24 protein-coding genes are annotated in these 25,561 nt (G+C 71.1%); 11 read left to right on the top strand and 13 right to left on the bottom strand.

Annotated features, from left to right (window positions below):
- The first annotated feature begins 68 nt into the window (after window positions 1–68).
- Both ASF89_RS05300 and fbaA read left to right on the top strand, forming a co-directional pair.
- Entirely contained in the window at window positions 69–3,464 is a 3,396-nt protein-coding gene (locus ASF89_RS05300) for an SdrD B-like domain-containing protein (RefSeq protein ID WP_055812592.1), read from the top strand.
- Window positions 3,465–3,590: 126 nt separating this feature from the next.
- Window positions 3,591–4,619 (top strand): class II fructose-bisphosphate aldolase, encoded by a 1,029-nt coding sequence (fbaA, locus tag ASF89_RS05295; RefSeq protein WP_055812589.1) that lies wholly within the window; start codon window positions 3,591–3,593, stop codon window positions 4,617–4,619.
- Window positions 4,620–4,692: 73 nt separating this feature from the next.
- Here fbaA and ASF89_RS05290 read toward each other — a convergent pair whose 3' ends face one another.
- The gene (locus ASF89_RS05290) at window positions 4,693–5,310 is read right to left on the bottom strand and encodes a DUF6264 family protein (RefSeq protein ID WP_055812586.1); all 618 of its coding nucleotides are present in this window, start codon (window positions 5,308–5,310) and stop codon (window positions 4,693–4,695) included.
- Window positions 5,307–6,320 (bottom strand): 4-hydroxy-3-methylbut-2-enyl diphosphate reductase, encoded by a 1,014-nt coding sequence (locus tag ASF89_RS05285; protein WP_055794392.1) that lies wholly within the window; start codon window positions 6,318–6,320, stop codon window positions 5,307–5,309. The genes ASF89_RS05290 and ASF89_RS05285 overlap by 4 nt, the downstream gene beginning before the upstream one ends.
- Before the next feature lie 188 nt (window positions 6,321–6,508).
- On the opposite strand from ASF89_RS05285, the gene xseA reads away from it, so the two are divergent.
- From xseA to ASF89_RS05260, 5 genes are all read left to right on the top strand, one after another.
- On the top strand, window positions 6,509–7,822 hold the full coding sequence (gene xseA / locus ASF89_RS05280) for an exodeoxyribonuclease VII large subunit (protein WP_055794390.1): 1,314 nt from the start codon (window positions 6,509–6,511) through the stop codon (window positions 7,820–7,822).
- A gap of 85 nt (window positions 7,823–7,907) precedes the next feature.
- Entirely contained in the window at window positions 7,908–8,117 is a 210-nt protein-coding gene (locus ASF89_RS05275) for an exodeoxyribonuclease VII small subunit (protein ID WP_055795490.1), read from the top strand.
- A complete protein-coding gene (locus ASF89_RS05270) occupies window positions 8,114–8,788 on the top strand; it encodes a DUF4245 domain-containing protein (RefSeq protein ID WP_055812583.1) in 675 nt (224 codons plus the stop codon). The genes ASF89_RS05275 and ASF89_RS05270 overlap by 4 nt, the downstream gene beginning before the upstream one ends.
- 2 nt (window positions 8,789–8,790) lie before the next feature.
- On the top strand, window positions 8,791–9,441 hold the full coding sequence (locus ASF89_RS05265) for a carbonic anhydrase (protein WP_055794385.1): 651 nt from the start codon (window positions 8,791–8,793) through the stop codon (window positions 9,439–9,441).
- Between the two features lie 69 nt (window positions 9,442–9,510).
- Window positions 9,511–10,905: a class II fumarate hydratase gene (locus tag ASF89_RS05260; protein WP_200913402.1), complete on the top strand. Its 1,395-nt coding sequence runs from the start codon at window positions 9,511–9,513 to the stop codon at window positions 10,903–10,905.
- A 75-nt stretch (window positions 10,906–10,980) separates the two neighbouring features.
- Here the strand turns inward: ASF89_RS05260 and ASF89_RS05255 are convergent, their stop codons facing one another.
- The 5 genes from ASF89_RS05255 to ASF89_RS05235 form a co-directional block, all read right to left on the bottom strand.
- Entirely contained in the window at window positions 10,981–11,592 is a 612-nt protein-coding gene (locus ASF89_RS05255) for a hypothetical protein (protein ID WP_055812580.1), read from the bottom strand.
- Entirely contained in the window at window positions 11,589–12,650 is a 1,062-nt protein-coding gene (locus ASF89_RS05250; RefSeq protein WP_055812577.1) for a hypothetical protein, read from the bottom strand. Before ASF89_RS05250 ends, ASF89_RS05255 begins: the two co-directional genes overlap by 4 nt.
- A 546-nt stretch (window positions 12,651–13,196) precedes the next feature.
- Window positions 13,197–14,489 carry a PhoH family protein gene (locus ASF89_RS05245; RefSeq protein ID WP_055795486.1) on the bottom strand — a complete coding sequence of 431 codons (1,293 nt, stop codon included), beginning with the start codon at window positions 14,487–14,489 and terminating at the stop codon, window positions 13,197–13,199.
- Window positions 14,490–14,805: 316 nt separating this feature from the next.
- Window positions 14,806–15,933: an aminotransferase class V-fold PLP-dependent enzyme gene (locus ASF89_RS05240; RefSeq protein ID WP_055794378.1), complete on the bottom strand. Its 1,128-nt coding sequence runs from the start codon at window positions 15,931–15,933 to the stop codon at window positions 14,806–14,808.
- Window positions 15,934–16,024: 91 nt separating this feature from the next.
- On the bottom strand, window positions 16,025–16,813 hold the full coding sequence (locus ASF89_RS05235; protein ID WP_055794376.1) for an isoprenyl transferase: 789 nt from the start codon (window positions 16,811–16,813) through the stop codon (window positions 16,025–16,027).
- Window positions 16,814–16,885: 72 nt separating this feature from the next.
- On the opposite strand from ASF89_RS05235, the gene ASF89_RS05230 reads away from it, so the two are divergent.
- The gene (locus ASF89_RS05230; RefSeq protein ID WP_055812574.1) at window positions 16,886–17,611 is read left to right on the top strand and encodes a hemolysin III family protein; all 726 of its coding nucleotides are present in this window, start codon (window positions 16,886–16,888) and stop codon (window positions 17,609–17,611) included.
- Window positions 17,612–17,680: 69 nt separating this feature from the next.
- Here ASF89_RS05230 and ASF89_RS05225 read toward each other — a convergent pair whose 3' ends face one another.
- Together ASF89_RS05225 and mca are read right to left on the bottom strand one after the other, a co-directional pair.
- Complete coding sequence (locus ASF89_RS05225; RefSeq protein ID WP_055794373.1) at window positions 17,681–18,007, bottom strand: hypothetical protein; 327 nt, start codon at window positions 18,005–18,007, stop codon at window positions 17,681–17,683.
- Window positions 18,004–18,894: a mycothiol conjugate amidase Mca gene (gene mca / locus ASF89_RS05220; protein ID WP_200913400.1), complete on the bottom strand. Its 891-nt coding sequence runs from the start codon at window positions 18,892–18,894 to the stop codon at window positions 18,004–18,006. The genes ASF89_RS05225 and mca overlap by 4 nt, the downstream gene beginning before the upstream one ends.
- 78 nt (window positions 18,895–18,972) lie before the next feature.
- Between mca and ASF89_RS05215 the strand changes: the two genes are divergently transcribed.
- The gene (locus ASF89_RS05215) at window positions 18,973–19,413 is read left to right on the top strand and encodes a DUF4307 domain-containing protein (protein WP_055794371.1); all 441 of its coding nucleotides are present in this window, start codon (window positions 18,973–18,975) and stop codon (window positions 19,411–19,413) included.
- A 135-nt stretch (window positions 19,414–19,548) separates the two neighbouring features.
- Window positions 19,549–20,040 carry a transcription elongation factor GreA gene (greA, locus tag ASF89_RS05210; protein ID WP_055794368.1) on the top strand — a complete coding sequence of 164 codons (492 nt, stop codon included), beginning with the start codon at window positions 19,549–19,551 and terminating at the stop codon, window positions 20,038–20,040.
- A gap of 27 nt (window positions 20,041–20,067) precedes the next feature.
- Here the strand turns inward: greA and ilvA are convergent, their stop codons facing one another.
- Complete coding sequence (gene ilvA, locus ASF89_RS05205) at window positions 20,068–21,306, bottom strand: threonine ammonia-lyase (RefSeq protein ID WP_055794366.1); 1,239 nt, start codon at window positions 21,304–21,306, stop codon at window positions 20,068–20,070.
- On the bottom strand, window positions 21,299–22,474 hold the full coding sequence (locus ASF89_RS05200; RefSeq protein ID WP_082489792.1) for an AI-2E family transporter: 1,176 nt from the start codon (window positions 22,472–22,474) through the stop codon (window positions 21,299–21,301). The genes ilvA and ASF89_RS05200 overlap by 8 nt, the downstream gene beginning before the upstream one ends.
- A 118-nt stretch (window positions 22,475–22,592) precedes the next feature.
- On the opposite strand from ASF89_RS05200, the gene ASF89_RS05195 reads away from it, so the two are divergent.
- Entirely contained in the window at window positions 22,593–23,783 is a 1,191-nt protein-coding gene (locus ASF89_RS05195) for a winged helix-turn-helix domain-containing protein (protein WP_055812571.1), read from the top strand.
- 73 nt (window positions 23,784–23,856) lie between these two features.
- On the opposite strand, the gene ASF89_RS05190 is transcribed toward ASF89_RS05195, so the two are convergent.
- Together ASF89_RS05190 and ASF89_RS05185 are read right to left on the bottom strand one after the other, a co-directional pair.
- Window positions 23,857–24,765 (bottom strand): M48 family metalloprotease, encoded by a 909-nt coding sequence (locus tag ASF89_RS05190; protein ID WP_055794362.1) that lies wholly within the window; start codon window positions 24,763–24,765, stop codon window positions 23,857–23,859.
- Between the two features lie 38 nt (window positions 24,766–24,803).
- A complete protein-coding gene (locus ASF89_RS05185; RefSeq protein WP_055812568.1) occupies window positions 24,804–25,385 on the bottom strand; it encodes a LemA family protein in 582 nt (193 codons plus the stop codon).
- Between the last annotated feature and the right edge of the window lie 176 nt (window positions 25,386–25,561).

The raw sequence follows: 25,561 nt of genomic DNA, 5'->3' as shown, positions 1-25,561 counted from the left end.
TGAAGCATAGTCCGGCGTCGCCGGGACGTGACGACGTGCGATATGTTCGTGGATCGTATGCAGAACACGTGTTCTACCGAAAGGCTCTCATGCAGCTCTCCCGTCGGCGACCCGCCGCGATCCTCGCCGCCGTCCTCAGCGCCGTCGCGGTCCTGGCCGGCGTTCCGTCGGCCTCCGCGTCCACGATCGCCCCGACCCTGAACGACGTCGAGATCGCGGTCCGGGTCACGAGCGACGGTCTCGGTCGCTTCACCGACCACGATCGTCCCGGCGGTGACAGCGGCCCCTCCAACGGGATCGTGCGGACGGGCGACGCCGTGGTCTACGGCGTCACGGTGGGCACGTCCCGCGGGACGGCGACCGGCGGCGAGTTCACCCTCACCGCGCCTCCCGGGCTCTCCTGGACGCGGCTGCCCTCGGAGTGCGCTCCCGACGGATCGACGATCACGGGCGATCAGCTGCGCTGCCACCTCGGCACGTTGACGAGCGGCGCCCGGACGATCAGCGTCGCCGCCTCGGTCGCCGTGGCGCTCCCCCACGAGGCGATGCTGGCGGTCTCGGCCCAGGCGCGGGCCGAGGGCAACGAGCCCGTCGAGGCGCTCTCGCCCGCAGTGCGGGTCTCGGCCGTCCCCCGCTACGACGTCTCGATGGATCGGGCCCTCCCCGTGCTCGGCGCCGCCACTGGCCCGGACGGCGTGACGCCGGGCTTCCGGCTCGTCTACCCGCTGCTGGTGCACTGGAACGGCCTCGTCGACGGAGGGGGCCTCCTCGGCGCCGAGCCGCTCGGTGACCGCATGACCCTGGTCGACGACGTCTCGGCGATGTACGGCGGCGATGCGAGCCCCGCCGTCCTGTCTCCCCTCGACGGAGCTCCGGCCTGCGGTCCGAACTCCGGGCAGATCGAGTCGATGCCCGGGGGCTCCGGTGGCGGCACGCACGCCGTGGTCGACTCGGGCACCGTGACCTGCACCCAGACGGCTCCTGGCGAGCCCGTGACGATCGAGATCACCGGCGCGGACACCTCGATGTCGTCCGTCCCGACCAAGAGCGTCACCGGAGGGGACATCCTCGGAGGCGCGCTGCCGTACGTCGTGTCGGCCTACGTCTCGCTGTGGGTGCCCGAGCAGGGCGAGGCGGGGGCGTTCCGGGCGACCAACACATACCGGGACTTCGTCGCAGAGTCGGTGAGCGGCCGGGACAACTACGACGGCGCGGGCGAACCGGTCGAGAACAACACGATCTCCCGCGATGTGGCGAGAGGCGCCGGGGCCGGGGGCTCGCTGCGCTACCTCGGCATCGACGCCGAGACGGGCGCGTCGTTCGATCTCTCGGGCAAGAACAACCTGCCGTACGTGACTCCCGCGCAGCCGGTGATGAGCATGCTCGGCGTCCGCAACTCGGGCACCGCGCCGTGGGATTCCGCGATCTCGTGCATCGTGTTCGACAACTCGATGCAGACGATCCGCGAGCACCCGTCCGGCGTGTGGGCCACCTCGACGAACACCGCGCTGACCGGTCGGCCGGAGTTCGCGGCGTTCGACGGATCGGATCCGTCGACGGCCCGCGACGCCCGGTGCGGCGACGACGACCTCGACTGGCAGGCTGACCCGCGATCGGTGACGGGCGGCGCGGACGCCGTGGGGGCCGTGCGGTGGACGTACGACCACCCGGCCACGTCGTCGATCACCTTCGGCGCGCATGTGCGCATCGCCCCCCGCCTCGAGAACGGCACGCGCCCCCGCACCTTCGCAGCGATCCGCACGTCGCCGACGGCCGCCTGGACGCTCGACGTCGGAGACGCCGACTCGGCCAACGGCGGATGGGCGGACTTCCTCACCGTGACGAGCAACATGGCCCGCATCCGCGCCGCCGTCGTCGACGCCGGACACGACGCCGACAGCACACCCGACGAGACGACCTACGTCACCTCCGGGGGCACGGCGACCTACGCCCTGCATCCGAGCCTGACCAACGCCTCCGACGACCGAGTCGACGAAGCGCTCACCATCGAGGCCCGGCTGCCCGCGGGGACCTCCTACGTGCCCGGAAGCGCCTCGCGAGAGCCCGAGGTCGACGACGTCGTGATCGGCGGCGTCGTCCGCCAGCGACTCGTCTGGCGCCTCGCACCCGTGTCCGTCAACGACGCCGTCGACCCCCTCACCTTCGACGTCCGCTTCGACACCGTGCCCCCAGGGGCCGAAGCACGACTCGAAGCGATCGTCGGATCGACCCGCGACGTCTCGGCCGAGTCGGCACGCGTCGCGCATCGCACCGTGACCGTCCTCGAGGGCGGCGGATTCGACGCCGAGGAGACCGTCGATCGGCCGGTCCGCGTGATCGGAGACGACGCGACCTACACCCTGACCTACCGCAACACCGGCAGCACGACGCTGCCGGGAAGCGCGCTCGTCACGGTCCTGCCGTACGACGGCGACGAGCGAGGCACCACGGGCGGCCGGGCCGTCGCCGTCCACGAGCTCACCGCCCACACGACGACGGACGACATCCGCTACACGTCCGCCGCCTCGGAGGACGTGTCCGACGACCCCGTCCACCCGTCGAACCTCGCAGGCGGAGAGACGGCCTGGTGCCCGGCCGGCGAGTTCGGCGTCGACGGCTGCCCCGACAGCCTGAGCGACGTCACGGCGATCCGGGTCGACCGCAGCGAACCGATCGCGCCCGGGGCGGAGGTCAGCCACGAGTTGACGATCGACGGCGCCGCCGCCGGTCTCGAGACCTGGGCGTCGACCTTCGGCCTCCGCGTGACCGGCATCGACTGGACGGCGACGTCCACCGTCGCCACGACCACGGGCGTGGCCGGTTCGATCGGCCGTCACGTCTGGCTCGACACCGACCGCGACGGCACGCGCGGCGACGACGAACCCGCCGCCGCCGCCGGGCATCGGGTGGCACTCCACGGCGTCGACGATCGGGGTGCGGACGTGACGCGGACGACCGAGACCGGAGTCGACGGCCAGTACCGGTTCGAGGGTCTGCGTCCGGGTGACTACGTCATCGACTTCGGCCGCGCGCCGCAGGGATGGACCCTCCGCGACGTCGGCGACGACGAGCGCGACTCCGACGTCGACGACGAGGGGGTCGCTCGGGCGGCACTCGAGACCGTGGTCGGATCCGGTGGACTGACGGGGGTGACGCGGCATGAGCACCTCGATGCCGGGATGCTGCCCGAGGCGGTCGTGGGCGGCCCGGGCGGAGACGACGGCCGTGACGACGGGGCCGATGCGGGCGACTCCACGGGCTCCGGCGGCTCCGACCGTCCGAGCGACGGAGCGGTCGGAGCCGGTGACGACTCGTCCGACGGCCGTCCCGCCTCGCCCGCCGCCGACCGGCTCGCATTCACCGGTGCACACCTCGTCGGCGCAGCGGTCGCCGGTCTGATGCTCACGACCGCGGGCCTCCTGCTCGTCGCACTCCGGCGCAGACGCTCCCGGGCCACGCCGTGACCAGACGGGCGCCCGTCCCGACGACGGAGACGTCGTCTCCCCCCGGGTCCGACCCGTCGAGCGTCGTCGGAGGCCCGCTGACTAGGGTGGTGGCTGCAGCCACCACCCGCAATCGAAGGAGATGCAATGCCCGTCGCAACCCCTGAGCAGTACGCCGAGATGCTCGACAAGGCCAAGACCAAGGGCTTCGCCTACCCGGCCGTGAACGTGTCGTCGTCGCAGACGATCAACTCCGTTCTGCAGGGTCTCACCGAGGCGGGCAGCGACGGCATCATCCAGGTGACCACGGGAGGCGCGGACTACTTCGCCGGTCACACCGTCAAGAACCGCGCGGCCGGCGCCATCGCCTTCGCCAGGTTCGCCACCGAGGTGGCCAAGAACTACCCGATCACGGTCGCCCTCCACACCGACCACTGCCCGAAGGACGCCCTCGACGGTTTCGTCCTGCCCCTCATCGCCGCCAGCGAGGAGGAGGTGCGCGCCGGTCGCAACCCGCTGTTCCAGTCCCACATGTGGGACGGCTCGGCCGTGCCGCTCGACGAGAACATCTCGATCGCAGAAGACATGCTGAAGCGCACCCGGGCGATCAACGCCATCCTCGAGGTCGAGATCGGCGTCGTCGGCGGCGAAGAGGACGGCGTCGAGCACGAGGGCACGAACGACGCCCTCTACACGACCGTCGGCGACGTCACCCGCGTGGTCGAGGCGCTCGGTCTCGGCGAGAACGGCCGCTACATCGCCGCGCTGACGTTCGGCAACGTCCACGGCGTCTACAAGCCCGGCAACGTCAAGCTGCGTCCCGAGCTCCTCGGCGAGATCCAGCAGGGCATCCGCGAGCGCTTCGACACGGCCGAGAAGCCGCTCGAACTCGTCTTCCACGGCGGCTCGGGCTCATCCGACGCCGAGATCCGCGAGGCCGTGGCCAACGGCGTCGTCAAGATGAACCTCGACACCGACACCCAGTACGCGTTCAGCCGGTCGATCGCCGACACCGTGCTGAAGAACTACGACGGCTTCATCAAGGCCGACGGCGAGGTCGGCAACAAGAAGCAGTACGACCCCCGCGCCTGGGGCAAGGTCGCCGAGTCCGCGATGGCGAAGCGGGTCGTCGAGGCGACCCGGCAGCTCGGCTCGTACGGTCAGTCGGGGAGCTGACCCGCGCCTCCTCGGCTCGGTCCGACCATGACGAAGGGCCCCGCAGCATCGGCTGCGGGGCCCTTCTCGTCGCTCAGAGCGAGGGACCCGACTCGATGATCGACTGAACGAAGCCCGCGTCGCCGAAGAGCACTCCGAGCACGAGGACCATCTGCACGATCGACATCACGACCCCGATCGACAGCGGGACCCAGAACGTCACCTTCCGGGCCGCCAGCCGGCGGAGGCTCCAGATCAACGTCACCGCGAACGCGGCGACCGTCGACACGGCGATGATGACGCCGACCCGCTGGAGGGCGTCCTGGCTCGTGAACGCGTCGGTCGAGTAGCCCGCGCCGCTCATGGCCGAGAGCAGCGCCGACGAGAACGACGACGCCATGACCACGTTGGACACCACGCTGTAGAGGCCGATGCCGAGAAGCACGAACGTCGCGACCCGGTCGAATCGGCGTCCGCCGGTCGAGTCGTTCACCGCAGGACGAGGAGGCGCGCCCCAGGTCCCCGCAGCGGGCGCGTCGGAACGGACTGCCGGCGAGGGACCCTGCTGTGCCGTGCTCGGGGCGGACGACTCCGTGCTCGACTCGACCGGGGCGACCGGGTTCACCCAGCCCTCCGGCGCGTACTCGCCGTAGCGGGGGCGCGGGCGCTCGTCGCGGGCGGCGGCGGGCGCGTCGTGGCGATCGTCGGTCATCGGGTCCGACCGCCGAGCCCGCGGGCGTCGACCTGGCCGCTGGAGTCCTTGCGCAGCTCCTTGGGGAGCGAGAACATGAGGTCCTCTTCGGCCGTCACGACCTCGGCGACGTCGAGGTAGCCCGCGTCGGCCAGATCGTCGAGGACCTCCTTCACGAGGACCTCGGGCACGGAGGCGCCGGAGGTCACGCCGACGGTCTCGACGCCGTCGAGCCACTCCTGCCGGATCTCGGACGAGAAGTCGACGCGATAGGCGGCCTTGGCCCCGTGCTCGAGGGCGACCTCGACCAGTCGGACGCTGTTCGAGCTGTTGGCGGAGCCGACCACGATGACCAGGTCGGCCTCGGGGGCGACCTTCTTGATGGCCACCTGACGGTTCTGCGTGGCGTAGCAGATGTCGTCGCTCGGGGGGTTCTGGATGCTCGGGAAGCGCTCGCGCAGACGCCGCACGGTCTCCATGGTCTCGTCGACGCTCAGGGTCGTCTGCGACAGCCAGACGAGGTTCTCGGGGTCGTCGATGACGAGATCGTCGACCTCGCCGGGGTTCTGCACGAGGGTCGTGCGGTCGAGCGCGTGACCCATGGTGCCCTCGACCTCCTCGTGACCCTCGTGGCCGATGAGGATGATGTGCCGCCCCTGGCTGCCGAAGCGGACCGCCTCGCGGTGCACCTTCGTCACTAGCGGACAGGTGGCGTCGATCGCCTGGAGCTGCCGATCGGCGGCTCCCTGCACGACGGCCGGCGAGACGCCGTGGGCGCTGAAGACGATGTGGGAGCCCTCGGGGACCTCGTCGACCTCGTCGACGAAGATCGCGCCCTGGCTCTCGAGGGTCGCGACGACGTGGACGTTGTGCACGATCTGCTTGCGCACGTAGACGGGCGCGCCGTAGTGCTCCAACGCCTTCTCGACGGCGATCACCGCTCGGTCGACGCCCGCGCAGTAGCCGCGGGGTGCCGCGAGCAGCACGCGCTTGTGTCCGGTGACAGGGGTATCCCTTAGCCTGTTACGCACCGCAGGAACACGCGGTGTCGGCAGGTCGATGGCAAGGGCGCCGTTGGTGATATGGCTCACCCGACGATTCTAGGTGCGGCGACTGGTCGCGTACTGAGAGCGGCTGGTCGAGTCCCGCCGACGCGGGCGCGAGCGCTCCCGCCCACCCTCACCGAGCATCCTCGACACCGGTCGACCACAGGAGACGAATGACGATCGTGCCCCCGCCGCCCACGGCCGACGCGCCCTGGCCCGTCGGCCTGCTGGCGAGCAAGGTGCGTGACTGGATCGACCGCCTCGGCACGGCCTGGGTCGAGGGCGAGATCACGCAGTGGAACGTCTCGGGGGGCAACGTCTACGGCAAGCTCCGCGATCTCGAACAGGACGCGACGGTCTCGTTCTCGATCTGGTCGAGCGTGAAGTCCCGGGTCCCCGCCGACCTCAAGCAGGGCGATCGCGTCATCGCCGCCGTCAAGCCCAACTACTGGGTCAAGGGCGGATCGCTCACCATGCAGGTGTTCGACATGCGTCACGTCGGGCTCGGCGACCTCCTCGAACGGCTCGAGCGACTGCGCGTGGCGCTCACCGCCGAAGGGCTGTTCGCGCCCGAGCGCAAGCGGCGCCTGCCGTTCCTGCCCCAGTGCATCGGGCTCGTGACGGGCAGAGACAGCGACGCCGAGAAAGACGTTCTCCGCAACGCGCAGCTGCGGTGGCCGTCGGTCGAGTTCCGCGTGGTGCACGCGGCCGTCCAGGGCGACCGCATGGTCTCCGAGGTGACGACCGCGGTGCAGCAGCTCGACGCCGACCCCGAGGTCGACGTCATCATCGTGGCGCGGGGCGGCGGCGACTTCCAGAACCTGCTCGGCTTCAGCGACGAATCGCTCATCCGCGCCGTGGCCGCGTGCACGACGCCCGTCGTCAGCGCCATCGGTCACGAGGCCGACCGCCCGCTGCTCGACGAGGTCGCCGATCTGCGGGCCTCGACGCCGACCGACGCCGCCAAACGGGTGGTGCCCGACGTCAGCGAAGAGCTGTCGCGCGTGCAGCAGGCCCGGGCCCGCATCGGGCAGCGTCTGACCGCCCTCGTCGCGACCGAGGTCGATCGGCTCGAGCAGATCCGCAGCCGGCCCGTGCTGGCGTCCCCCCAGACCCTCGTCGACGTGCGGGCAGACGAGATCGTCCGCGCGGTCGCCCGGGGCGAAGAGCTCGTCTTCCGGGCGATCGAACGCGCCGACACGCGCGTCGCCGAGCTCACCGCCGGGCTCAGGGCGCTGTCGCCCCAGGGCACCCTCCGTCGCGGATACGCCATCGTCCAGGTGCCGGGGGGCGGCGTCCTCCACGACCCCGCCGAGGCACCCTCCGACACCGAGCTGACGCTCACCGTCGCCGGGGGCAGCCTCACCGCGGTGTCCGGCGGCCCGCGCGGAGGCCCTCTCGACGACCGTCCCTCCCCAGGAGGCACGGGGTCGTCCCGCACGACGGCCGCCGGTCGCTCGCAGCCCACCTCGGCAACCCCTCGTTAGGATCGACATCGTGGACAACACCCCCTCAGACACCTCCCCGGTCGGCGACTCGTCGCCCTCCGACGGCGCGGCGTCCGCTGCGGCCCTGCCCGCCGACATCGCCTCGCTGAGCTACGAGCAGGCCCGCGACGAGCTGGTCTCCGTCGTCGCCGAGCTCGAGCAGGGGGCGTCGACCCTCGAGCGGTCCCTGTCGCTCTGGGAGCGCGGCGAGGCGCTCGCCCGCCGCTGCGAGGAATGGCTGATGGGCGCCCGCGAACGCCTCGAAGCCGCTCGTCGTCAGGCCCCCACGTCATGAGCACGCCGAGACGCGGGCGCGGTCGCGGCCCGCAGGGCCCCCGGGTCGTCGCCGAGCTCGGCCGTCCCGAGACACCCGCCGAGACCGCGGCGCGCAAGGCCGAGAACACCCGCAAGCACTACGCGAACCAGACGGCCATCAACCTGAGCCTGTCGATCGTCGCGTCGCTCGGCATCGTGCTGTTCCTCGTCCTGGTCGTCGTCCGCCCCAACGGCACCGTCAACCGCCAGGACATCGCCTACACGGCCGTCGCCCGACAGGCGCAGGCCAGCGTCGATGTCCCGCTCGCCGCTCCGACGCTGCCCGACACCTGGACCTCCAACCGAGCGGACATCGACACCTCGACGCCCGACGGGGTCGACGTCTGGTATGTCGGGCTCATCACCCCCGACGAGCAGTTCATCGCCCTCGAGCAGGGCATCGACGCCAACGACACCTGGCTCGCCGCAGCGGTCGACAACCGCGCCGCGACGACCGCGCGGCAGATCGCCGGCCTCGACTGGAGGGTCTACGACCGCCGAGACGACGACTCCGCCGGCAACTACGCTTATTCGCTGACGACGACGGTCGACCGCAGCTCGTACGTGCTGCACGGCACCGCCGACGACACCGATTTCGATGCTCTGGCGACGGCCCTGGCTGCCGACGTCGCCGACAGGACGGACGACTGACCATGACGACCCAGCCCCTCATCGAGACCGCGCCGCAGACCCCCGGGGACTCCTGGCGCCGGATGACGGACGGCAACGAGCGCTTCGTCGCCGGATCCCCCGATCATCCCCACCAGGACAGCGACCACCGCTCCAGCCTCGCCGGCGGACAGAAGCCCGTCGCGGCCCTGTTCGGCTGCGCGGACTCGCGGCTGGCCGCCGAGATCATCTTCGACGTCGGCCTCGGCGACCTCTTCGTCGTGCGGAACGCCGGGCAGGTCGTCGGCGACACCGTCATCGCCTCGCTCGAATACGCCGTCTCCGTGCTCAACGTCCCTCTCATCGTCGTCCTCGGGCACGACAGCTGCGGCGCCGTCGCGACGGCCATCGACTCGCTGACCTCCGAGGCGCCTCCCGGGTCGAGGTTCCTCGGCGGACTCATCGACATGATCGTCCCCTCCGTCCGGCGGGCGACGATCGATCTCGAACCGGGCGCCGTGCTCGACCCGCGCAGCGTCGGCAAGCTGCACATCGAGGCGTCCGTCCAGTCGCTCGTCGGCTCGTCCGCGCTCATCGCGACGGCCATCGCCGAGGGCCGTCTCGCGGTCGTGGGGGCCAACTACGCGCTCGCCAACGGGCGCGTCGACCCGTCCGTGGTCGTCGGCCGCCTCTGAGAACCACCCCGGGGCGGCCGCCCCGGGACGCCAGCGCCCCACGAGGGCAGAAGAAGGGACCACGACGTCGTGATCACATCCGAGTACCGCATCGAGCACGACACGATGGGCGAGGTGCGCGTGCCCGCATCGGCTCTGTACCGCGCTCAGACCCAACGTGCCGTCGAGAACTTCCCGATCTCGGGCACCGGCCTCGAGCCGGCGCAGATCGTCGCCCTGGCCCGCATCAAGCGCGCCGCCGCGATCGTCAACGGCGAGATGGGCATCGTCGCCCCCGCCGTGGCCGACGCCATCGTCGCCGCTGCCGACACCGTGATCGGCGGCCGGCACCACGACCAGTTCCCCGTCGACGTCTACCAGACGGGCAGCGGGACCTCGTCGAACATGAACATGAACGAGGTCCTGGCGACGCTCGCCGGCACCGTCGACGGCATCGCGGTTCACCCCAACGACCACGTGAACGCCTCGCAGTCCTCGAACGACGTCTTCCCGACCTCGGTGCACATCGCCGTCACCGGCGCGCTCCTCCACGATCTGGTTCCGGCGCTCACGCATCTCGCCGAGTCGCTCGAACGCAAGTCGGCCGACTGGGCCGACGTCGTCAAGGCGGGCCGCACGCACCTCATGGACGCCACCCCCGTCACCCTCGGGCAGGAGTTCGGCGGTTACGCGCGTCAGATCCGTCTCGCCGTCGAGCGCGTCGAGTCGACCCTCCCCCGCGTGGCCGAGGTCCCCCTCGGCGGGACGGCCACCGGAACCGGCATCAACACGCCCCTCGGCTTCCCGCAGCGCGTCATCGCCGCCCTCGCGGAAGACAGCGGTCTCCCCGTCACGGAGGCCCTCGATCACTTCGAGGCCCAGGGCGCCCGAGACGCCCTCGTCGAAGCATCCGGCGCTCTCCGCGTGCTCGCCGTCAGCCTCACCAAGATCAACAACGACATCCGCTGGATGGGATCCGGCCCGAACGCCGGTCTCGGCGAGCTGCACATCCCCGACCTGCAGCCCGGTTCGTCGATCATGCCCGGCAAGGTCAACCCCGTCATCCCCGAGGCCGTGCTCATGGTCTCCGCTCGGGTCATCGGCAACGACGCCACGATCGCGTGGGCCGGCGCCTCCGGAGCGTTCGAGCTCAACGTCGCGATCCCCGTCATGGGCACGGCGCTGCTCGAGTCCATCCGTCTTCTGACCAACGCGAGCACAGCCCTCGCAGACAAGACCATCGACGGCCTCGAGGCGAACGTCGAGCACGCTCGAGCCCTCGCCGAGTCCTCGCCGTCGATCGTCACCCCCCTGAACCGGGTCATCGGATACGAGGCTGCCGCCAAGGTCGCCAAGCACGCCGTCGCCCAGAAGATGACCGTGCGCGAGGCCGTCGTCGATCTGGGCTTCGTCTCCCGCGGCGAGGTCAGCGACGAGCAGCTCGACAAGGCGCTCGACGTCCTCAGCATGACCCACCCGGGCTGAGCCGGGCACCTCGAGGAGGCGCGGCGCGGCACCATCGCGCGCCGCACCTCCTCGACTCCCCACCCCGTTCGCAGCTCACACGGTCACTACCGTCCCCACCGTCACCGACCAGAAGGCCAGCAGCAGACACGGGCCGAAGGGGACGCCCCGGCCTCCTCTGTGTGGATCGGGGACCTCGGACGGCGCTGACTGCGACGCGAGGCGGCGATCCTGTCGTCGGTCGAGGGCCTCGTATGCCCTCGAGCCCACGGCTGCGACGAGACCGACGACGCCGGCCGCGGCCACGAGGGTGCCCACGGCGACGGCACCCGACGGGGCGGCGGTCCCGACGAGGACCGCGCCGAGCTTGACGTCGCCCATGCCGAGCAGACCTCCGACGGCGAGCGCGAATCCCACGACGAACCACAGCCCGGCCCACGCCCACGGCATCGCCGCCGCCACGGGCCCCTGCTCGGTCGCGACGACGACGCTCGTCGTGACGAGTCCGCCCGCGGCCAACCCGACCAGAACGTTCGGGAGCCGACGCGAGACGAGGTCGTGCCGGATGAGGGCGGGCGTGACCGCGGCCACGGCCAGGTAGGCGACGGCCCGCGGATCAGCGCCCACGGCCGTGACGGCCGTCATGCCGAGGATCACGACGACCCCGAGCTCGAGCACCTGATCGCCGCCCTGACGATCGGGGATCATCGAGGTCGATCCGTGCGCAGACGGATGATCGTCCCCACCGCGGAATTCCGACCCGGTGATGTGCTGCGATCGCCCCGGCCGCCCTGTGCCTGGCCGACGCGATCGTCCGAACGTCGGGGTGTCCGCGGAGGCGGCAACCGCCACCGTGCTCCGTCGAGGCACGCCGCGTGGCGCGTCTCACGACACCGTCTCGCAGCCGTGCTCGTCGCATCGGATCTGGCGACGATCGCGTGCACGGCGTCGATGATGCGCTCTCGCTCGTCTCTCACCATCCGATAGCCGCATCGGAGGGGGATCCGACCTGCGATGGCCACCGCGACGTCCTTCCGACGATCGGCGTCGAACGTGTCGGCGTGGAACGCGCGGCCGTCGACCTCGATGGCGACGGCCTCGTCCACCACGACGTCGATCCGCCGCGCATCTCCTGGTGCCACGGGCACCTGGACCGTGACACGGTGCCCGAGGGCGGCGAAGGTCGCCCTGACGAGACTCTCGATGAAGCTCTGACTGCCGGCGTCAGCCCAGTCGACGATCGCAGCTCGCGCTGCCGAGACGCCCGCGAAGGCGTCCGCGAGCCCCGCACGGGTCATGCCGCCGCCGACCAGGGCCCAGTCCAGCACCGCGACCGCCTCGTCGAACGGGAGCTCCGTGACGGCCAGGACCAGCGCCTCCTCGAGGGAGTCCGCCCAGGGAGGCCTCGCATCGTCGGCGGGATCGGGCCTGCCCGCAGAGCCACGACGCCAGACCACGGTGGCACCGTGTCGAGGGCGGAGCCGGGAGGCGTTCCGAGGGACGACCACCGTCAGCCGCGGTGTGTTCCAGAGCCACGCCCCCGACAGCGCCAGCAGGGACGCACCCGTCAGACGACCGCCGATTCGGACGGCTTCGTGACGGGGGTCGCCCGGCGGGAAGACGGTGTACCAGCCACGCCGGGCGCGATGCACGGCTCCGCTTCGAACCGCGGCCGTCAGGAGCCTGTCCGTGGCGCCGTGGGCCGCGAGCCGGCTCTTGGATGCGACACCGCCGAGGTCCGTGATCAGTGCTCTGAATTGCTCCATGCCGGCAGCCTGACGGCTCGCGGCGTTCTCGACCTCGCGACCCCGACCATCTGGGGACGGAACCCGCGACGCCTGTCTGTGCAGGACTCGTCGAGTGCCGCCGCGAGCGACACCGTGGAGTGCGCGCGTCGGCACGCCGTCCGTCTGTGCCGACCCGTCGATGTCACCGGCTGGTCGGCGACTCAGGTCGGACGGCCCGCCAGCGGGCGCCCCGCCCGCCAACGAGCCCCCGCACCTGAGTCGCCGACCACGAACCGCGCACGGCACCTGAGTCGCCGACCACGTGGCATGCGGCGTGCGGCATGCGGCATGCGGCGTGCGGCGCGCGGCGCGCGGCGTGCGGGACCCGGCCGCCAGGCGCCAGCAGGTCGGCGACTCAGGTCGAAGGGCCCGCCACCGGGCTCCGCACCCGCAAACGAGCCTCCGCACCTGAGTCGCCGACCACGAACGAGCCGCGCGGCACCTGAGTCGCCGACCACGAGCCACGCGCCGCACCTGAGCCACCAGCCACGAGCCGCGCGGCACCTGAGCCGACGGCGTGCCGCATCAGAGGGTGTCGGCGGACTCCAGCATCTGCGTCACGAGCGCGGCGATCGCCGACCGCTCGGACCTCATGAGGGTGACGTGTCCGAACAGGGGGTGCCCCTTGAGCGTCTCGATCACCGAGGCCACGCCGTCGTGCCGCCCCACCCGGAGGTTGTCGCGCTGCGCCACGTCGTGGGTCAGCACCACGCGCGAGTTCTGCCCGATGCGCGACAGCACCGTGAGCAGCACGTTGCGCTCCAGCGACTGGGCCTCGTCGACGATCACGAACGCGTCGTGCAGCGACCGCCCGCGGATGTGCGTCAGGGGCAGCACCTCGAGCAGTCCGCGTTCGACGACCTCGTCGAGCACGTTCTGCGACACGAGCGCGCCGAGGGTGTCGAAGACCGCCTGGCCCCAGGGGTTCATCTTCTCGCCGGCGTCGCCCGGCAGGTAGCCGAGGTCCTGCCCGCCGACCGCGTAGAGGGGCCGGAAGACCATGATCTTCCGGTGCTGCTGCTTTTCGAGCACGGCCTCGAGGCCGGCGCAGAGCGCGAGGGCCGACTTGCCGGTGCCGGCGCTCCCGCCGAGCGACACGATGCCGACCTCGGGGTCGAGCAGCAGATCGATGGCGAGGCGCTGTTCGGCCGAGCGGCCGTGCAGCCCGAAGACGTCGCGGTCGCCGCGGACGAGACGGGCCTCGCCCCGTGACACGACCCGAGCCAGGGCCGACCCCCGGTCGGAGTGCACGACGACGCCGGTGTTCACGGGTGCGTCCGCGAGGGCTCGCGAGCTCAGTCGCTCGGTCTCGTAGAACGCCGACATCTGCTCGCTCGACACGTCGACGTCGATCTGGCCGGTGTACCCGCTGTCGACGACCTGCTCGGCACGGTACTCCTCCGCGGCGAGGCCGATCGAGGCGGCCTTGACGCGCAGCGGCAGGTCCTTCGAGACCACGGTGACCGCGAGTCCGTCGCCCGCGAGGTTCGAGGCGACGGCGAGGATGCGCGAGTCGTTGTCGTTCAGCTGCAGACCCGAGGGCAGCACGGACATGTTCGAGTGGTTGAGCTCGACCCGGAACGATCCGCCGTCGCCCACCTCGACGGGGAAGTCGAGCCGTTCGTGCTGGACCCGCAGCCCGTCGAGCAGCCGCAGCGCCTGCCGCGCGAAGTAGCCGAGCTCGGGGTCGTGGCGCTTGCCCTCGAGTTCGCTGATGACGATGACGGGCAGCACCACGTCGTGCTCGGCGAAGCGGAATAGAGCCTGCGGGTCCGACAGCAGGACCGACGTGTCGAGCACGTAGGTGCGCTGCGCCACCGGGGCGGATCGCGCCTCCCGGGTCGCGTCGTCGGTGCGGGGCTTGCCGGTCTGGGGGGTGTCAAGCGCGGTCACGACCACTCCATCTCCGAGCGCGATGCGCTCGGTACCTTCGGCGAAGACGGCCGCGGAGCAGTTGCGAGGCGAACTTTCGTGGCCGTCTCGATCGGACCCTGTGCCCGATGCGTCGAACATACGTCGCGACGCGCGAGGTGGCGCGACCCGACGCCCCGTGTCGCGTGACGATCAGATGAACACGGACCGGGAGCCGGCCGAGAGCCGAGGAGGCGCGGCGCAGGAGCCGAGGAGGCGCGCCTCAGTAGTAGACGGTCGTCCCGAACGAGGTGAGCGCGCCGCGCAGCAGCTCGAACGAGTCGTCGCCGGTCGACAGGTGCGCGCTCAGGCGCACGGTCGTGTCGCGGACCGTGGCCGTGACGCCGTGGTTCCACAGCGCCGCCGTGAGCGTCGTCATCTGGTCGGGGGCCGGTTCGAGCACGACGATGCCCGCCCGCTCGGCCTCGTCACGCGGGGACACGACGGGGACGGCGTACTCGTCGGCGATGTCGATGAGTCGCGAGGCGCGGTGGGCGATCTCGCGTGACACGTCGGCTATGCCGGCCGACGCGATGCCCTCGAGGGCGGTCGAGAGTCGCGCCTGCGCGATCGGATCGGGGTTCGTGATCTGGAAGGCCGCGGCGCCGGGCAGCGCGGGGAGGGCCTGGTGATACGAGCCGCCGAGAGTGAGCTCGCTGCCCGCGACGCCGCTGAAGACGGGGGTGAGCATCGTGGCGGCCCGCTCGCTGAGGGCGAGGAACCCCGTGCCCCACCCGGCGCGGACCCACTTCTGACCGCCGGAGGCGACGACGTCCGCCACGCCGTACGGGGCGTCGACCACGCCGAACCCCTGGATCGCGTCCACGATCAGCAGCCGGTCGCCGATCACCTGGCGGATGCCCTCGAGGTCGACGAGGTAACCGGTCCGGTAGTCGACGAGACTCACGGCGACCGCCGTCACCCGGTCGGTGAGGTGACGCTGGACCACGGCGGGGGTGACCACGTCGTGGTCGAGGTCCATCCAGAGCGGTTCGAGCACGCGGAGGGCGGCCGAGGCCCGGGTCGCCGCGAGGGGCAGGCTGGGGTAGTCGCGCGGCGACAGGAGCACCTGCCCGGTGAGTCCGAACATCGCGTGGACGAGCCCGGCGCTCGTGTTCGGCTGGAAGACCACCTGATCCGCGGGGAACCCGATGAGGGCCGAGACGGCCCGCTGAACACGACCGGCCTGCTCGGTGAGCGCGACCTCCGACCCGAAGCGAGCCCGAGACTGGACGTCGACGAGAGCGCGCTCCTCTTCGACGACGGGTCGCGAGATCGGACCCCACTTGGCGAAGTCGAAGTACCCGGGTTCGTCGGTGTAACCCGAGATGAGGTCGGCGGTGCTGGTCACGGTGGTCTCCTCGACGGTGTCGCTGGCTGTCCACCTTAACGCGGACGACCCACGGCGGCCGCCCGCGTGGCCGGATGGCGCCGCCGGCGGCTCAGCTGCCGTAGCGGCGGTGGCGGAGCGCGAAGTCGCGGACGGCCCGGAGGAAGTCCACCTCGCGGAGGTCGGGGTAGAACGCCTCGACGAAGTAGAACTCGCTGTGCGCGCTCTGCCACAGCATGAAGTCGCTGAGCCTCTGCTCGCCCGACGTGCGGATCACCAGGTCGGGGTCGGGCTGCCCGCCCGTGTACAGGTGCTCGGCGATCAGCTCGGGGGTGAGGACCTCGGCCAGGGCGTCGAGGGTGCCCCCGTTCGCGTCGTGCTCGCGGACGATGCTGCGCATGGCGTCGGCGATCTCGCGTCGTCCGCCGTAGCCGACCGCCAGGTTGACGTGCAGGCCCTTCTTGTCGGCGGTGCGCTCGGCGGCCCCGCTCAGCGACCGGCAGAGCCCCTCGGGCAGGTCGTCGGTCGCCCCGACGTGCTGGACCCGCCAGTCCCGCTGATGCGAGAGCTCGTCGGCCACGTCGCCGATGATGCCGAACAGCTCGGTGAGCTCGTCGGAGGCGCGGTTGCCGAGGTTGTCGGCCGACAGGAGGTACAGCGTGACGACGCGGATGCCGAGGTCGTCGCACCAGGTCAGGAACTCGCTGATCTTGGCGGCACCGGCGCGGTGGCCGTGAGCGGCCGTCTCGAGCATCCGCTGCTTCGCCCAGCGCCGGTTGCCGTCGACGATCATGGCGACGTGGTGCGGCAGGTCGGCGCCCTCGAGCTCCCGACGGAGTCGGCTCTGGTACAGCTCGTAGAGCACACCGCGGGCCAGCGGCGACCTCCGACGACTTTTCACATCGCTACGGTAGCCCACCCTCGGCCGAGTGCCGCCCGGGCGGCGTCGGCGACGCTCCCCTACGCTCGGACCATGACCCGACCCGTGAGCGAGGACGCCGGCGGAGCCGACATCCCGAACCTGCCTCTGCTCGACGACTCGCTCGAATACGCCTCGATCGAGCGCAAGCCCACCTGGCGCGGCTGGATCCATGCGGCGACGTTCCCGGTGGCCATCGCGACGGGCGTCATCCTGGTCGTGCTCGCCGACGGGGCCGCCGCGACCTGGGCCTCCGCCGTCTTCATGACGACGTCGCTCCTGCTCTTCGGCATCTCGGCGACGTATCACCGGTTCCCGTGGAGCCCGGGTGCGAAGCGGTTCCTGAAGCGGCTGGATCACGCCAACATCTTCCTGCTGATCGCCGGCACGTACACGCCCATCGCGGTGATCGCGCTGCCGCCGGCGACGTCGACGCTGCTGCTGGCCCTCGTGTGGACCGGAGCCGGTCTCGGCATCCTGTTCCGCATCTTCTTCCTCGGCGCGCCGCGCTGGCTGTACGTGCCGCTGTACATCCTGCTGGGGGTGGGCGCGCTCGGCTTCACGGGCGACCTCCTGGCCGCGAGCGTCCCGATGACGGTGCTCGTGCTGACGGGCGGTGCGATGTACATCCTCGGCGCGGTCTTCTACGCGCTGAAGCGCCCGAATCCGGCCCCCGGGCGGTTCGGCTTCCACGAGCTCTTCCACGCGCTGACGGTCCTGGCGTACCTGTGCCACTGGACGGGGATCCTCGTGCTGGCGCTGAATCCGCCGAGCTTCTAGCCGCAGACGCACGCGACGCCCCCGCGCGAAGGCGGGGGCGTCGGGGACGACCGAGGAGGCGCGTGGCCGTCAGTCTCGCGGCACGGGCCCCCCGGACGCGTCGTCACCCGGTGCGCGGGGAGGCGCGTCGGTCGCCGATCCGGCCTCGTCGGCCCGTTCGGCCTCGATGCGCTCGCGCACCTCGCCGCGGTACCGCGTGCGACGGACCCGCCGCGTCATGTCGACGATGATCAGCACGGTCGCGACGGCGACGAAGGCGATCGCCACGAAGCCCCAGACTCCGGGCGTCACGTCGACGTCGGGCACGGTCGACGCCGGCAGCGTCGGATCGGGCGTGGACGGCTGGGCGAGGAGGCGCACCGCGACCGACAGGGTCGCGTCGCCGAGGGCGCTCATCGGAGCGCTCCGACCAGGCCGGTCTCGTCGTCGGTCACTCCGGCGAAGAGGTCGTTCTCGGGCATCGTCGTCTCGACTCTCGATTCGATGAGCTGGAAGTCCTCCGTCGGCCAGGCGGCGACCTGCAGCTCGTGGGGCCAGAAGAAGAAGGCGCTGTCGAGCGGCACCTGGCTGGCGTGGGCCCGGAGCGCGGCGTCGCGGTGGGGGAAGAACTCGGAGGCGGGCACGTGGGTGGTGGCGAGATCGGGTCGTGCGCCCATCCATTCGAGCATCTCGGTCAGGCGCTCGATCAGGGGCGACTCGGCGTCCGCCTGCTGCAGGTGGGTCAGCATGGACTTCAGGCGCGCGGTGTTCATGATCCGGTCGTAGTAGACCTTGTCGATCCGCCACGGCTCGCCGGCCGACGGGTAGCGGTCGGGATCGGAGGCGGCGCGGTACGCGGCCATCGAGATCTCGTGACTGCGGATGTGGTCGGGGTGCGGGTAGCCGCCGTTCTCGTCGTACGTGACGAGGACCTGCGGTCGGAACCGTCGGATGATCGCCACGAGGGGCTCCGCGCTCGTCTCGAGCGGGATCGTCGCGAAGCCGTTGACGGCCACGGGCTCGCCTTCGGGCGGCAGCCCCGAGTCGGCGTAGCCGAGCCACAGGTGGTCGACGCCGAGGGCCTCCTGGGCGCGCTTCATCTCGAGGACGCGCAGACCGGCGATGTCGCGCTCGGCGTGATGCCTGGCCTCGAGCTGCTCGTTGAGGATGGAGCCCTGCTCACCGCCCGTGCAGCTGACGACGAGCACCTCGACTCCGAGACTGCGGTAGAGGGCGTACGTCGCCGAGCCCTTGCTCGACTCGTCGTCCGGGTGGGCGTGGACCGCCAGCAGGCGCAGGGTCACATGTTCCTCGCAATTCGTGCAGGGCAGACGTTGCTACCCTGCCCTAAGGATAATCGGACGGAGATCCGCGTGGCGTCCATGCCCCCCGCACACCCGTCGACCGAGGCCCCGCAGGCCCCACCCGTCGACGACCATCTCGACGCGCGCTACGGGCGCAGCCCCCTCGTGACCCGACGTCGGCGCCTGATCGCGCTCGTCGTCGCCGCCGCGTTCGTCGTGGTCTTCGGCGCCTGGGTCGTGTTCGCGGCCTTCGACGGCGACGGCTCGAAGCTCGAGACCCGTGATCTCGGCTACACCGTGGGCAGCGACCGGCAGATCGACGTGCAGTACACGATCAGCGTCGAGGCCGGCACCCGGGTCAGCTGCGCGGTGCAGGCGCAGAGCGACAAGTTCGCGATCGTCGGATGGAAGGTCGTCGACCTGCCGCCCGCCGACCGCTTCACCTCGACCTACACGACGTCGCTCGCCACCTCGGAGCGGGCCGTGACGGGCTTGATCTACCAGTGCTGGCTTCCCTAGACTGCTCTGAATGACGAGACCGGCCAGTCGGCCGGTCTCCTTTTTTCGGTGGGCGCGCCTCCCGGTCGGCGTCGGCGTGACCCGCGGTCCGATCCCCAGCGCACCGGCAGGTCCGCCGCACGAACGGAGAACCCCATGACGAACGACAATCCCACCACCTGGCTCACCCCCGACGCCCGCGACCGGCTCGAGGCCGAGCTCGCGACGCTGAGCGGCGAGGGCCGGCGCGAGATCACCAGCCGCATCGAGGCCGCCCGCGAGGAGGGCGACCTGAAGGAGAACGGCGGCTACCACGCCGCGAAAGACGAGCAGGGCAAGATGGAGGCGCGCATCCGCACCCTCATCAACCTGCTGAAGAGCGCCACGGTCGGCGAGTCGACCGCCGCCGACGGCATCGTCGGACCGGGCACGGTGGTCACCGCCACGATCGCCGGAGACCCGAGCACGTTCCTCCTCGGCAACCGCGAGATCATCGCCGCCGACAGCGACCTCTCGGTCTACAGCGAGACCAGCCCGCTGGGTCAGGCCATCAACGGTCTCGCCGTCGGCACCGCGACGAGCTACACCGCTCCGAACGGCAAGGAGATCACGGTGGAGATCACCGCGGTCGAGGCCTACACGCCGTAGAGGCGGGGACCCCGGCGCCGACCTCGATCAGAAGTCGACGTCGGGGGTGAAGCCGGCGTCGCGCAGACGCTGCAGCACCTCCTCGACATGGTCGGGGCCCCGCGTCTCGACGCTCAGCTCGAGTTCGACCTCGCTGATCTGGAGACCCCGGCCGTGCCGGGTGTGCAGCACCTCGACGACGTTGGCGTTCGCGTCGGCCAGGATCTCGGACACCCGGGCGAGCTGACCCGGGCGATCGGGCAGACCGACGCGCATCTTCAGGTACCGCTCGGCCGCGGCGAGACCCCGTCCGATGACGCGTTCCATCATCAGCGGGTCGATGTTGCCGCCGCTCAGCACGATGACCGTCGTGCCCAGATCGCGGACCTGCTCGGTCATGACCGCGGCGACGCCAACGGCCCCCGCGGCCTCGACGACCAGCTTGGCCCGTTCGAGCATCACGAGGATCGCCCGGGCGGTGTCGTCGTCGCCGACCGTGACGACCTCGTCGACCGTCTCGCGGACGATCTCGAAGTTCAGCACGCCGGGACGGGCCACGGCGATGCCGTCGGCGATCGTCGGCTGCGTCTCGACGTCGGTGCGGACGCCTCGCTTCATCGAGACGGCGAAGGGCGCGGCGTTGACCGCCTGCACGCCGATGATCCGGACCTTCTTGCCGGTCTCGGCGCCCGACTGCGCCAGGGCGCTCGCGATGCCCGAGATCAGCCCGCCGCCGCCGATGGGCACGATCACCGTGTCGACATCGGGGACCTGCTCGAGGATCTCGAGACCGACGGTGCCCTGGCCGGCGATCACGTCGGGATGGTCGAACGGCGGGATGAACACCGCGCCGGTCGAATCGGAGAACTCCTGGGCGGCCCGCAGCGCCTGCTCGACCGAGTGACCGCTCAGGACGACGTCGGCGCCGTAGTCCCGCGTGGCCTGCAGCTTCGGGAGCGCGACCCCGACCGGCATGAAGATGGTCGCCCGGACGCCCATCTCTCGCGCCGCGAAGGCGACGCCCTGGGCGTGGTTGCCGGCGGACGCGGCGACGACGCCGCGCGATCGCTCGTCGTCGCTGAGCTGCGTGAGCCGGTTGTAGGCGCCGCGGATCTTGTACGAGCCCGTCCGCTGCAGGTTCTCGCACTTGAGGTAGACCGGGGAGCCCAGCAGCTCGGCGAGGAACCGCGAGCTCTCCATCGGGGTGACCCGGGCGACCTGCGCGACCCGGGCGCGCGCCTCCTGGATCTCGGCGAGCGTCGGTCCTGCGAGGGTGAGATCAGACATCGGTGGCGTGTCTTTCCGTGACGACGACGCCCGCGGCGGGCACCGGCTCGCGCCAGGCCCCCCGGGCGACGTAGGTGATCATGACGTTGAGGACGGCGACGACGGGCACCGCGAAGAGCGCGCCCGGGATGCCGGCGAGGAGCGTGCCCGCCGCGACGGCGAACACGACGGCGAGAGGGTGGACCTTGACGGCGCTGCCCATGACGAACGGCTGGAGGAGGTGCCCCTCGATCTGCTGAACGAGGATCACGACCGCGAGCATCAGCAGCGCCACGACCCAGCCGTTGTAGACGAGCGCGATCACGACGGCGACCGCACCCGTGGCCACGGCGCCGACGACCGGGACGAACGAGCCGAGGAAGACCGCGATGGCGATCGGGACGACGAGCGGCAGACCGAGGAACAGCGCCCCGAGACCGATGCCGACGGCGTCGACGAACGCGACGAAGATCTGCACCTTGACGAAGTTGGTGAGGGTGAGCCAGCCCGCGCTGCCCGCGCCGTCGATGGCGCGCCGGGCCTTCGACGGGAACAGCCCGACGACCCAGTGCCAGATGTCCGAGCCGCCGACGAGGATGAAGATCGTCGCGAAGAGCATGAGGACGAGGCCGGCGGCGATGTGACCCGCGGTCGACCCGATCGAGAGGGCTCCCTGCAGGAGCGGCTGGCTGTCCTGCTGCAGAGCGGCCAGAGCGTCGCGCAGGTAGCCGTTGATCTGCGCCTCGGTGAGCTGCAGCGGCGACGCGAGCAGGAGGTCGCGGAGCTGCGCGTAGGAGGCGATGGTCCGGTCGCGGAGCTCGGGCGCGCCGTCGATGATCTGGACGACGACGGCGTAGAACAGGCCGGCGACGATGACCAGGAACCCCACGAGACTGACGACGACGGCGACCCACTTCGGCCATCGATGGCGTTGGAGCCAGCTCGAGAACGGCACGAGCAGCGCCGAGATCAGCAGGGCCACCATGAACGGGATCACGATGATCCGGAGCTGGATGACGAGCCAGACGAAGACCGCCACCGCGCCGACCACCACGAGGATGCGCCACGACCAGGCACCCGCGATGACCATGCCTCGCGAGACGGACGGGTCGGGGACCGCGCCGAACGCGGACGCGACGGGAGGAGGGGTCTCGACCGGACTGCGCGGGGGCCTGCTTCGCCGCATCATGCGCTCAGTGTAGGACCACGGACCTGGTGCCTCGTGACGCCGGATATACCCCTCGCGGCATACGGCCCGGCGGCCCGGCCCGCCCCGGGTGTCGGAGGGCCTGGCTACAGTCGACGGCGTGGCTCACGATCAGCTCTCCCCCGCCCTCGCGCGTCGCGTCGCCCTGGCCGCGCAGGGCTTCGGCGCGTCGACGACGACCCCCGTGGGCACCCGGCGGCTCACCGGCATGATCGGTCGTCTGGGTCTGCTGCAGATCGACTCGGTCAACGTCTTCGAGCGCAGTCACTACCTGCCGCTGTTCGCCCGACTCGGCGAGTACGACCGCGCGCACCTGGACCGACTCACCCTCGACGGACCGGGGCGGTACATCGAGTACTGGGCCCACGAGGCCGCCCTCGTGCCGATCACGACCTGGCCGCTCTTCCGATGGCGGATGGCCGACCACCGACGCCGTGCGCTGGCCGACGACGACTCCTGGTCGTCGGCGAACCCCCGACTCGCCCGGTGGCTGCTCGACCTCGTGCGCGACGGGGGCCCGGTGCCCGCCAGCCTCGTCGAGCACGAGTCGAACGTCCGCACCGGTCCGTGGTGGGGATGGGGCTCGGTCAAGCAGGGGCTCGAGGCGCTCTTCCGCGTGGGCGATCTGGTCAGCGCCGGGAGGCGTCGCTTCGAGCGCGTCTACGCGCTGCCCGAGCAGGTGCTCCCCCGCGAACTGCTCGACCTCGACGTGTCGCGACACGAGGCGCACCGCCGCCTGCTGACCCAGGCGGCGGCGGCTCAGGGCGTCGCCACGACGAGCGATCTGGCCGACTACCACCGCCTCAAGACGGCCGACGTCGTGCCGGCGCTCCGCGAACTGCACGACGAGGGCGTGCTGGCGCCGGTCGAGGTCTCGGGGTGGGGCCGCCCGGCCTGGCTGCACCGGGATGCGCGCCGCCCCCGACGAGTCGGCGCCGATGCGCTGCTCTCGCCGTTCGATCCCGTGGTCTGGACCCGCCCCCGGGCCGAGCGCGTCTTCGGCTTCCGCTACCGCATCGAGATCTACACGCCCCTCGAGAAGCGCATCCACGGCTACTACGTCCTCCCCGTCCTCCAGGACGATCTGCTCGTCGCGCGAGTCGATCTGAAGAGCGACCGTCAAAGCAGCGTGCTGCGGGTGCAGGCCGCCTGGCGCGAACGGGATCTCGAGGTCGACTGCGATCGTCTCGCCGCCCTGCTCCGGCGAGCGGCCCGGTGGCAGGGCCTCGAGGCCGTCGAGGTCATGCACCGGGGCGACCTCGCCGCCGAGCTGCGACGCGCCGTCGGGTGACGGGAGATCCCCCCTCGGGCCCTCGCCGCGCCTCCTCGGCCGACGTCCGCCGCCGCGGCCGACACCCGTCCGTCTAGAAGCGACCGGCGCTCTCGCGGAGTCGGGAGACGCGATCGGCCAGAGGCGGGTGCGTGCTGAACAGGCGATCCATGACGCCCGGCTTCATGGGGTCGCTGATCCACAGATGCGACATGGACGTGTTCTGCGTCCGCATCGGCTGACCGTGCGAGCCCAGCTTCTCGAGCGCCCGGGCGAGACCCTCGGGGTACCGCGTGGTCAGAGCCCCCGTGGCGTCCGCGAGGTACTCGCGCTGCCTCGAGACCGCGGCCTGGACGCCCGCCGCGGCCAGCGGGGCCACGATCATCGCCACGAGGCCCAGGACGAGGAACACCGGGTTGGAACCGCCCCCGCCGTTGTTGCCGTTGGAGTTCCGGTTGCCGCCCGAGAGCGCGCTGAAGAACGACATGCGCAGGAGGATGTCGGCCAGGAACCCCACGGCGACGACCAGCCCGAACACCATCATCGACACGCGGATGTCGTAGTTCTTCACGTGACCGAGCTCGTGGGCCATGACCCCCTCGAGCTCCGAGTCGTCCATGATCTCGAGGAGTCCCGTGGTCGCGGCGACCACGGCGTGCTCCGGGTCCCGCCCGGTGGCGAACGCGTTCGGCGCCGGATCGACGACGACGTAGACCTCGGGCATCGGGAGGCCCATGGTGATGCTGAGATTCTCGACCGTGCGGTACAGCCTCGGCGCCGAGGTTCCGTCGACGCGCTGGGCGTGGCTGAGAGACAGCGCCTGACGACCGGCGGCGAAGTACTGGATCAGCGCGTAGACCGCGGCCACGACCAGCACGATGAAGCCCACCGAGGGGTTGCCGTACAACGCCCCGGCCCCGAAGCCCAGGGCGCCGACGATCACCAGGAAGATCAGGACGATGAGCACCGTGTTGCGCTTGTTGCGCGAGATGGCTGAGTACATGGGCCGGAGACCGATCTACAGGGCCGCGTCGGGCGGCGTCAGAACTGGACGCGAGGAGGCTCGGCGATCGCCGACGGCTCCGCGACCTCGAAGAAGTCGCGCTCGGTGAAGCCCAGGCGCTTCGCGAACATCGTGTTGGGGAACACCCGCGTCTTCGTGTTGAACTCGCGGACGCCGCCGTTGTAGAACCGCCGAGCGGCCTGGATCTTGTCTTCGGTGTCGACCAGCTCGGACTGCAGCTGCAGGAAGTTCTGGCTGGCCTGCAGCTGCGGGTAGGCCTCGGACACGGCGAAGATGCTCTTCAGGGCCGTCTGCATGTGACCCTCGGCGGCGGAGGCCTCGGCGGGCGTCTGCGCCCCCAGCGTCTCGGCCCGCGCCTCCGTGACGTTCTGGAACACCTTCGACTCGTGAGACGCGTAGCCCTTGACCGCCTCGATGATGTTCGGGATCAGATCGGCGCGACGTTTGAGCTGGACGGTGATGTCGCTCCAGGCCTCGTCGACCCGGACCTTGAGGGTCACGAGCGAGTTGTAGGTCGCCCAGAGGTAGATGCCCGCGATGACGGCGAGCAGGACGATGATGCCGACGGCTACCAGGATGCCGATCGTGGCCGGTTGCATGACGTGTCACTCCTTGGGGTACGACGCGAACGACCCAGGGGATGACGGTCGTCTCAGGCGGTGTTCGGGCCGCCACGGTCAGGCTTTCACTATAAATGCGCCTGCCGTCGCCTCGCCGCGGTGGGCGGGTCTTCGGAGCCAACTCACGACCAGGCGCACGGAGATCCCCCCTCGAG

Origin of the sequence: Frigoribacterium sp. Leaf172 (assembly GCF_001424285.1) — a bacterium.
Classification (GTDB): Bacteria; Actinomycetota; Actinomycetes; order Actinomycetales; family Microbacteriaceae; genus Frigoribacterium.
Note: the sequence above shows the minus strand (reverse complement) of the source record. Positions and strands in the feature narration are given on the sequence as shown.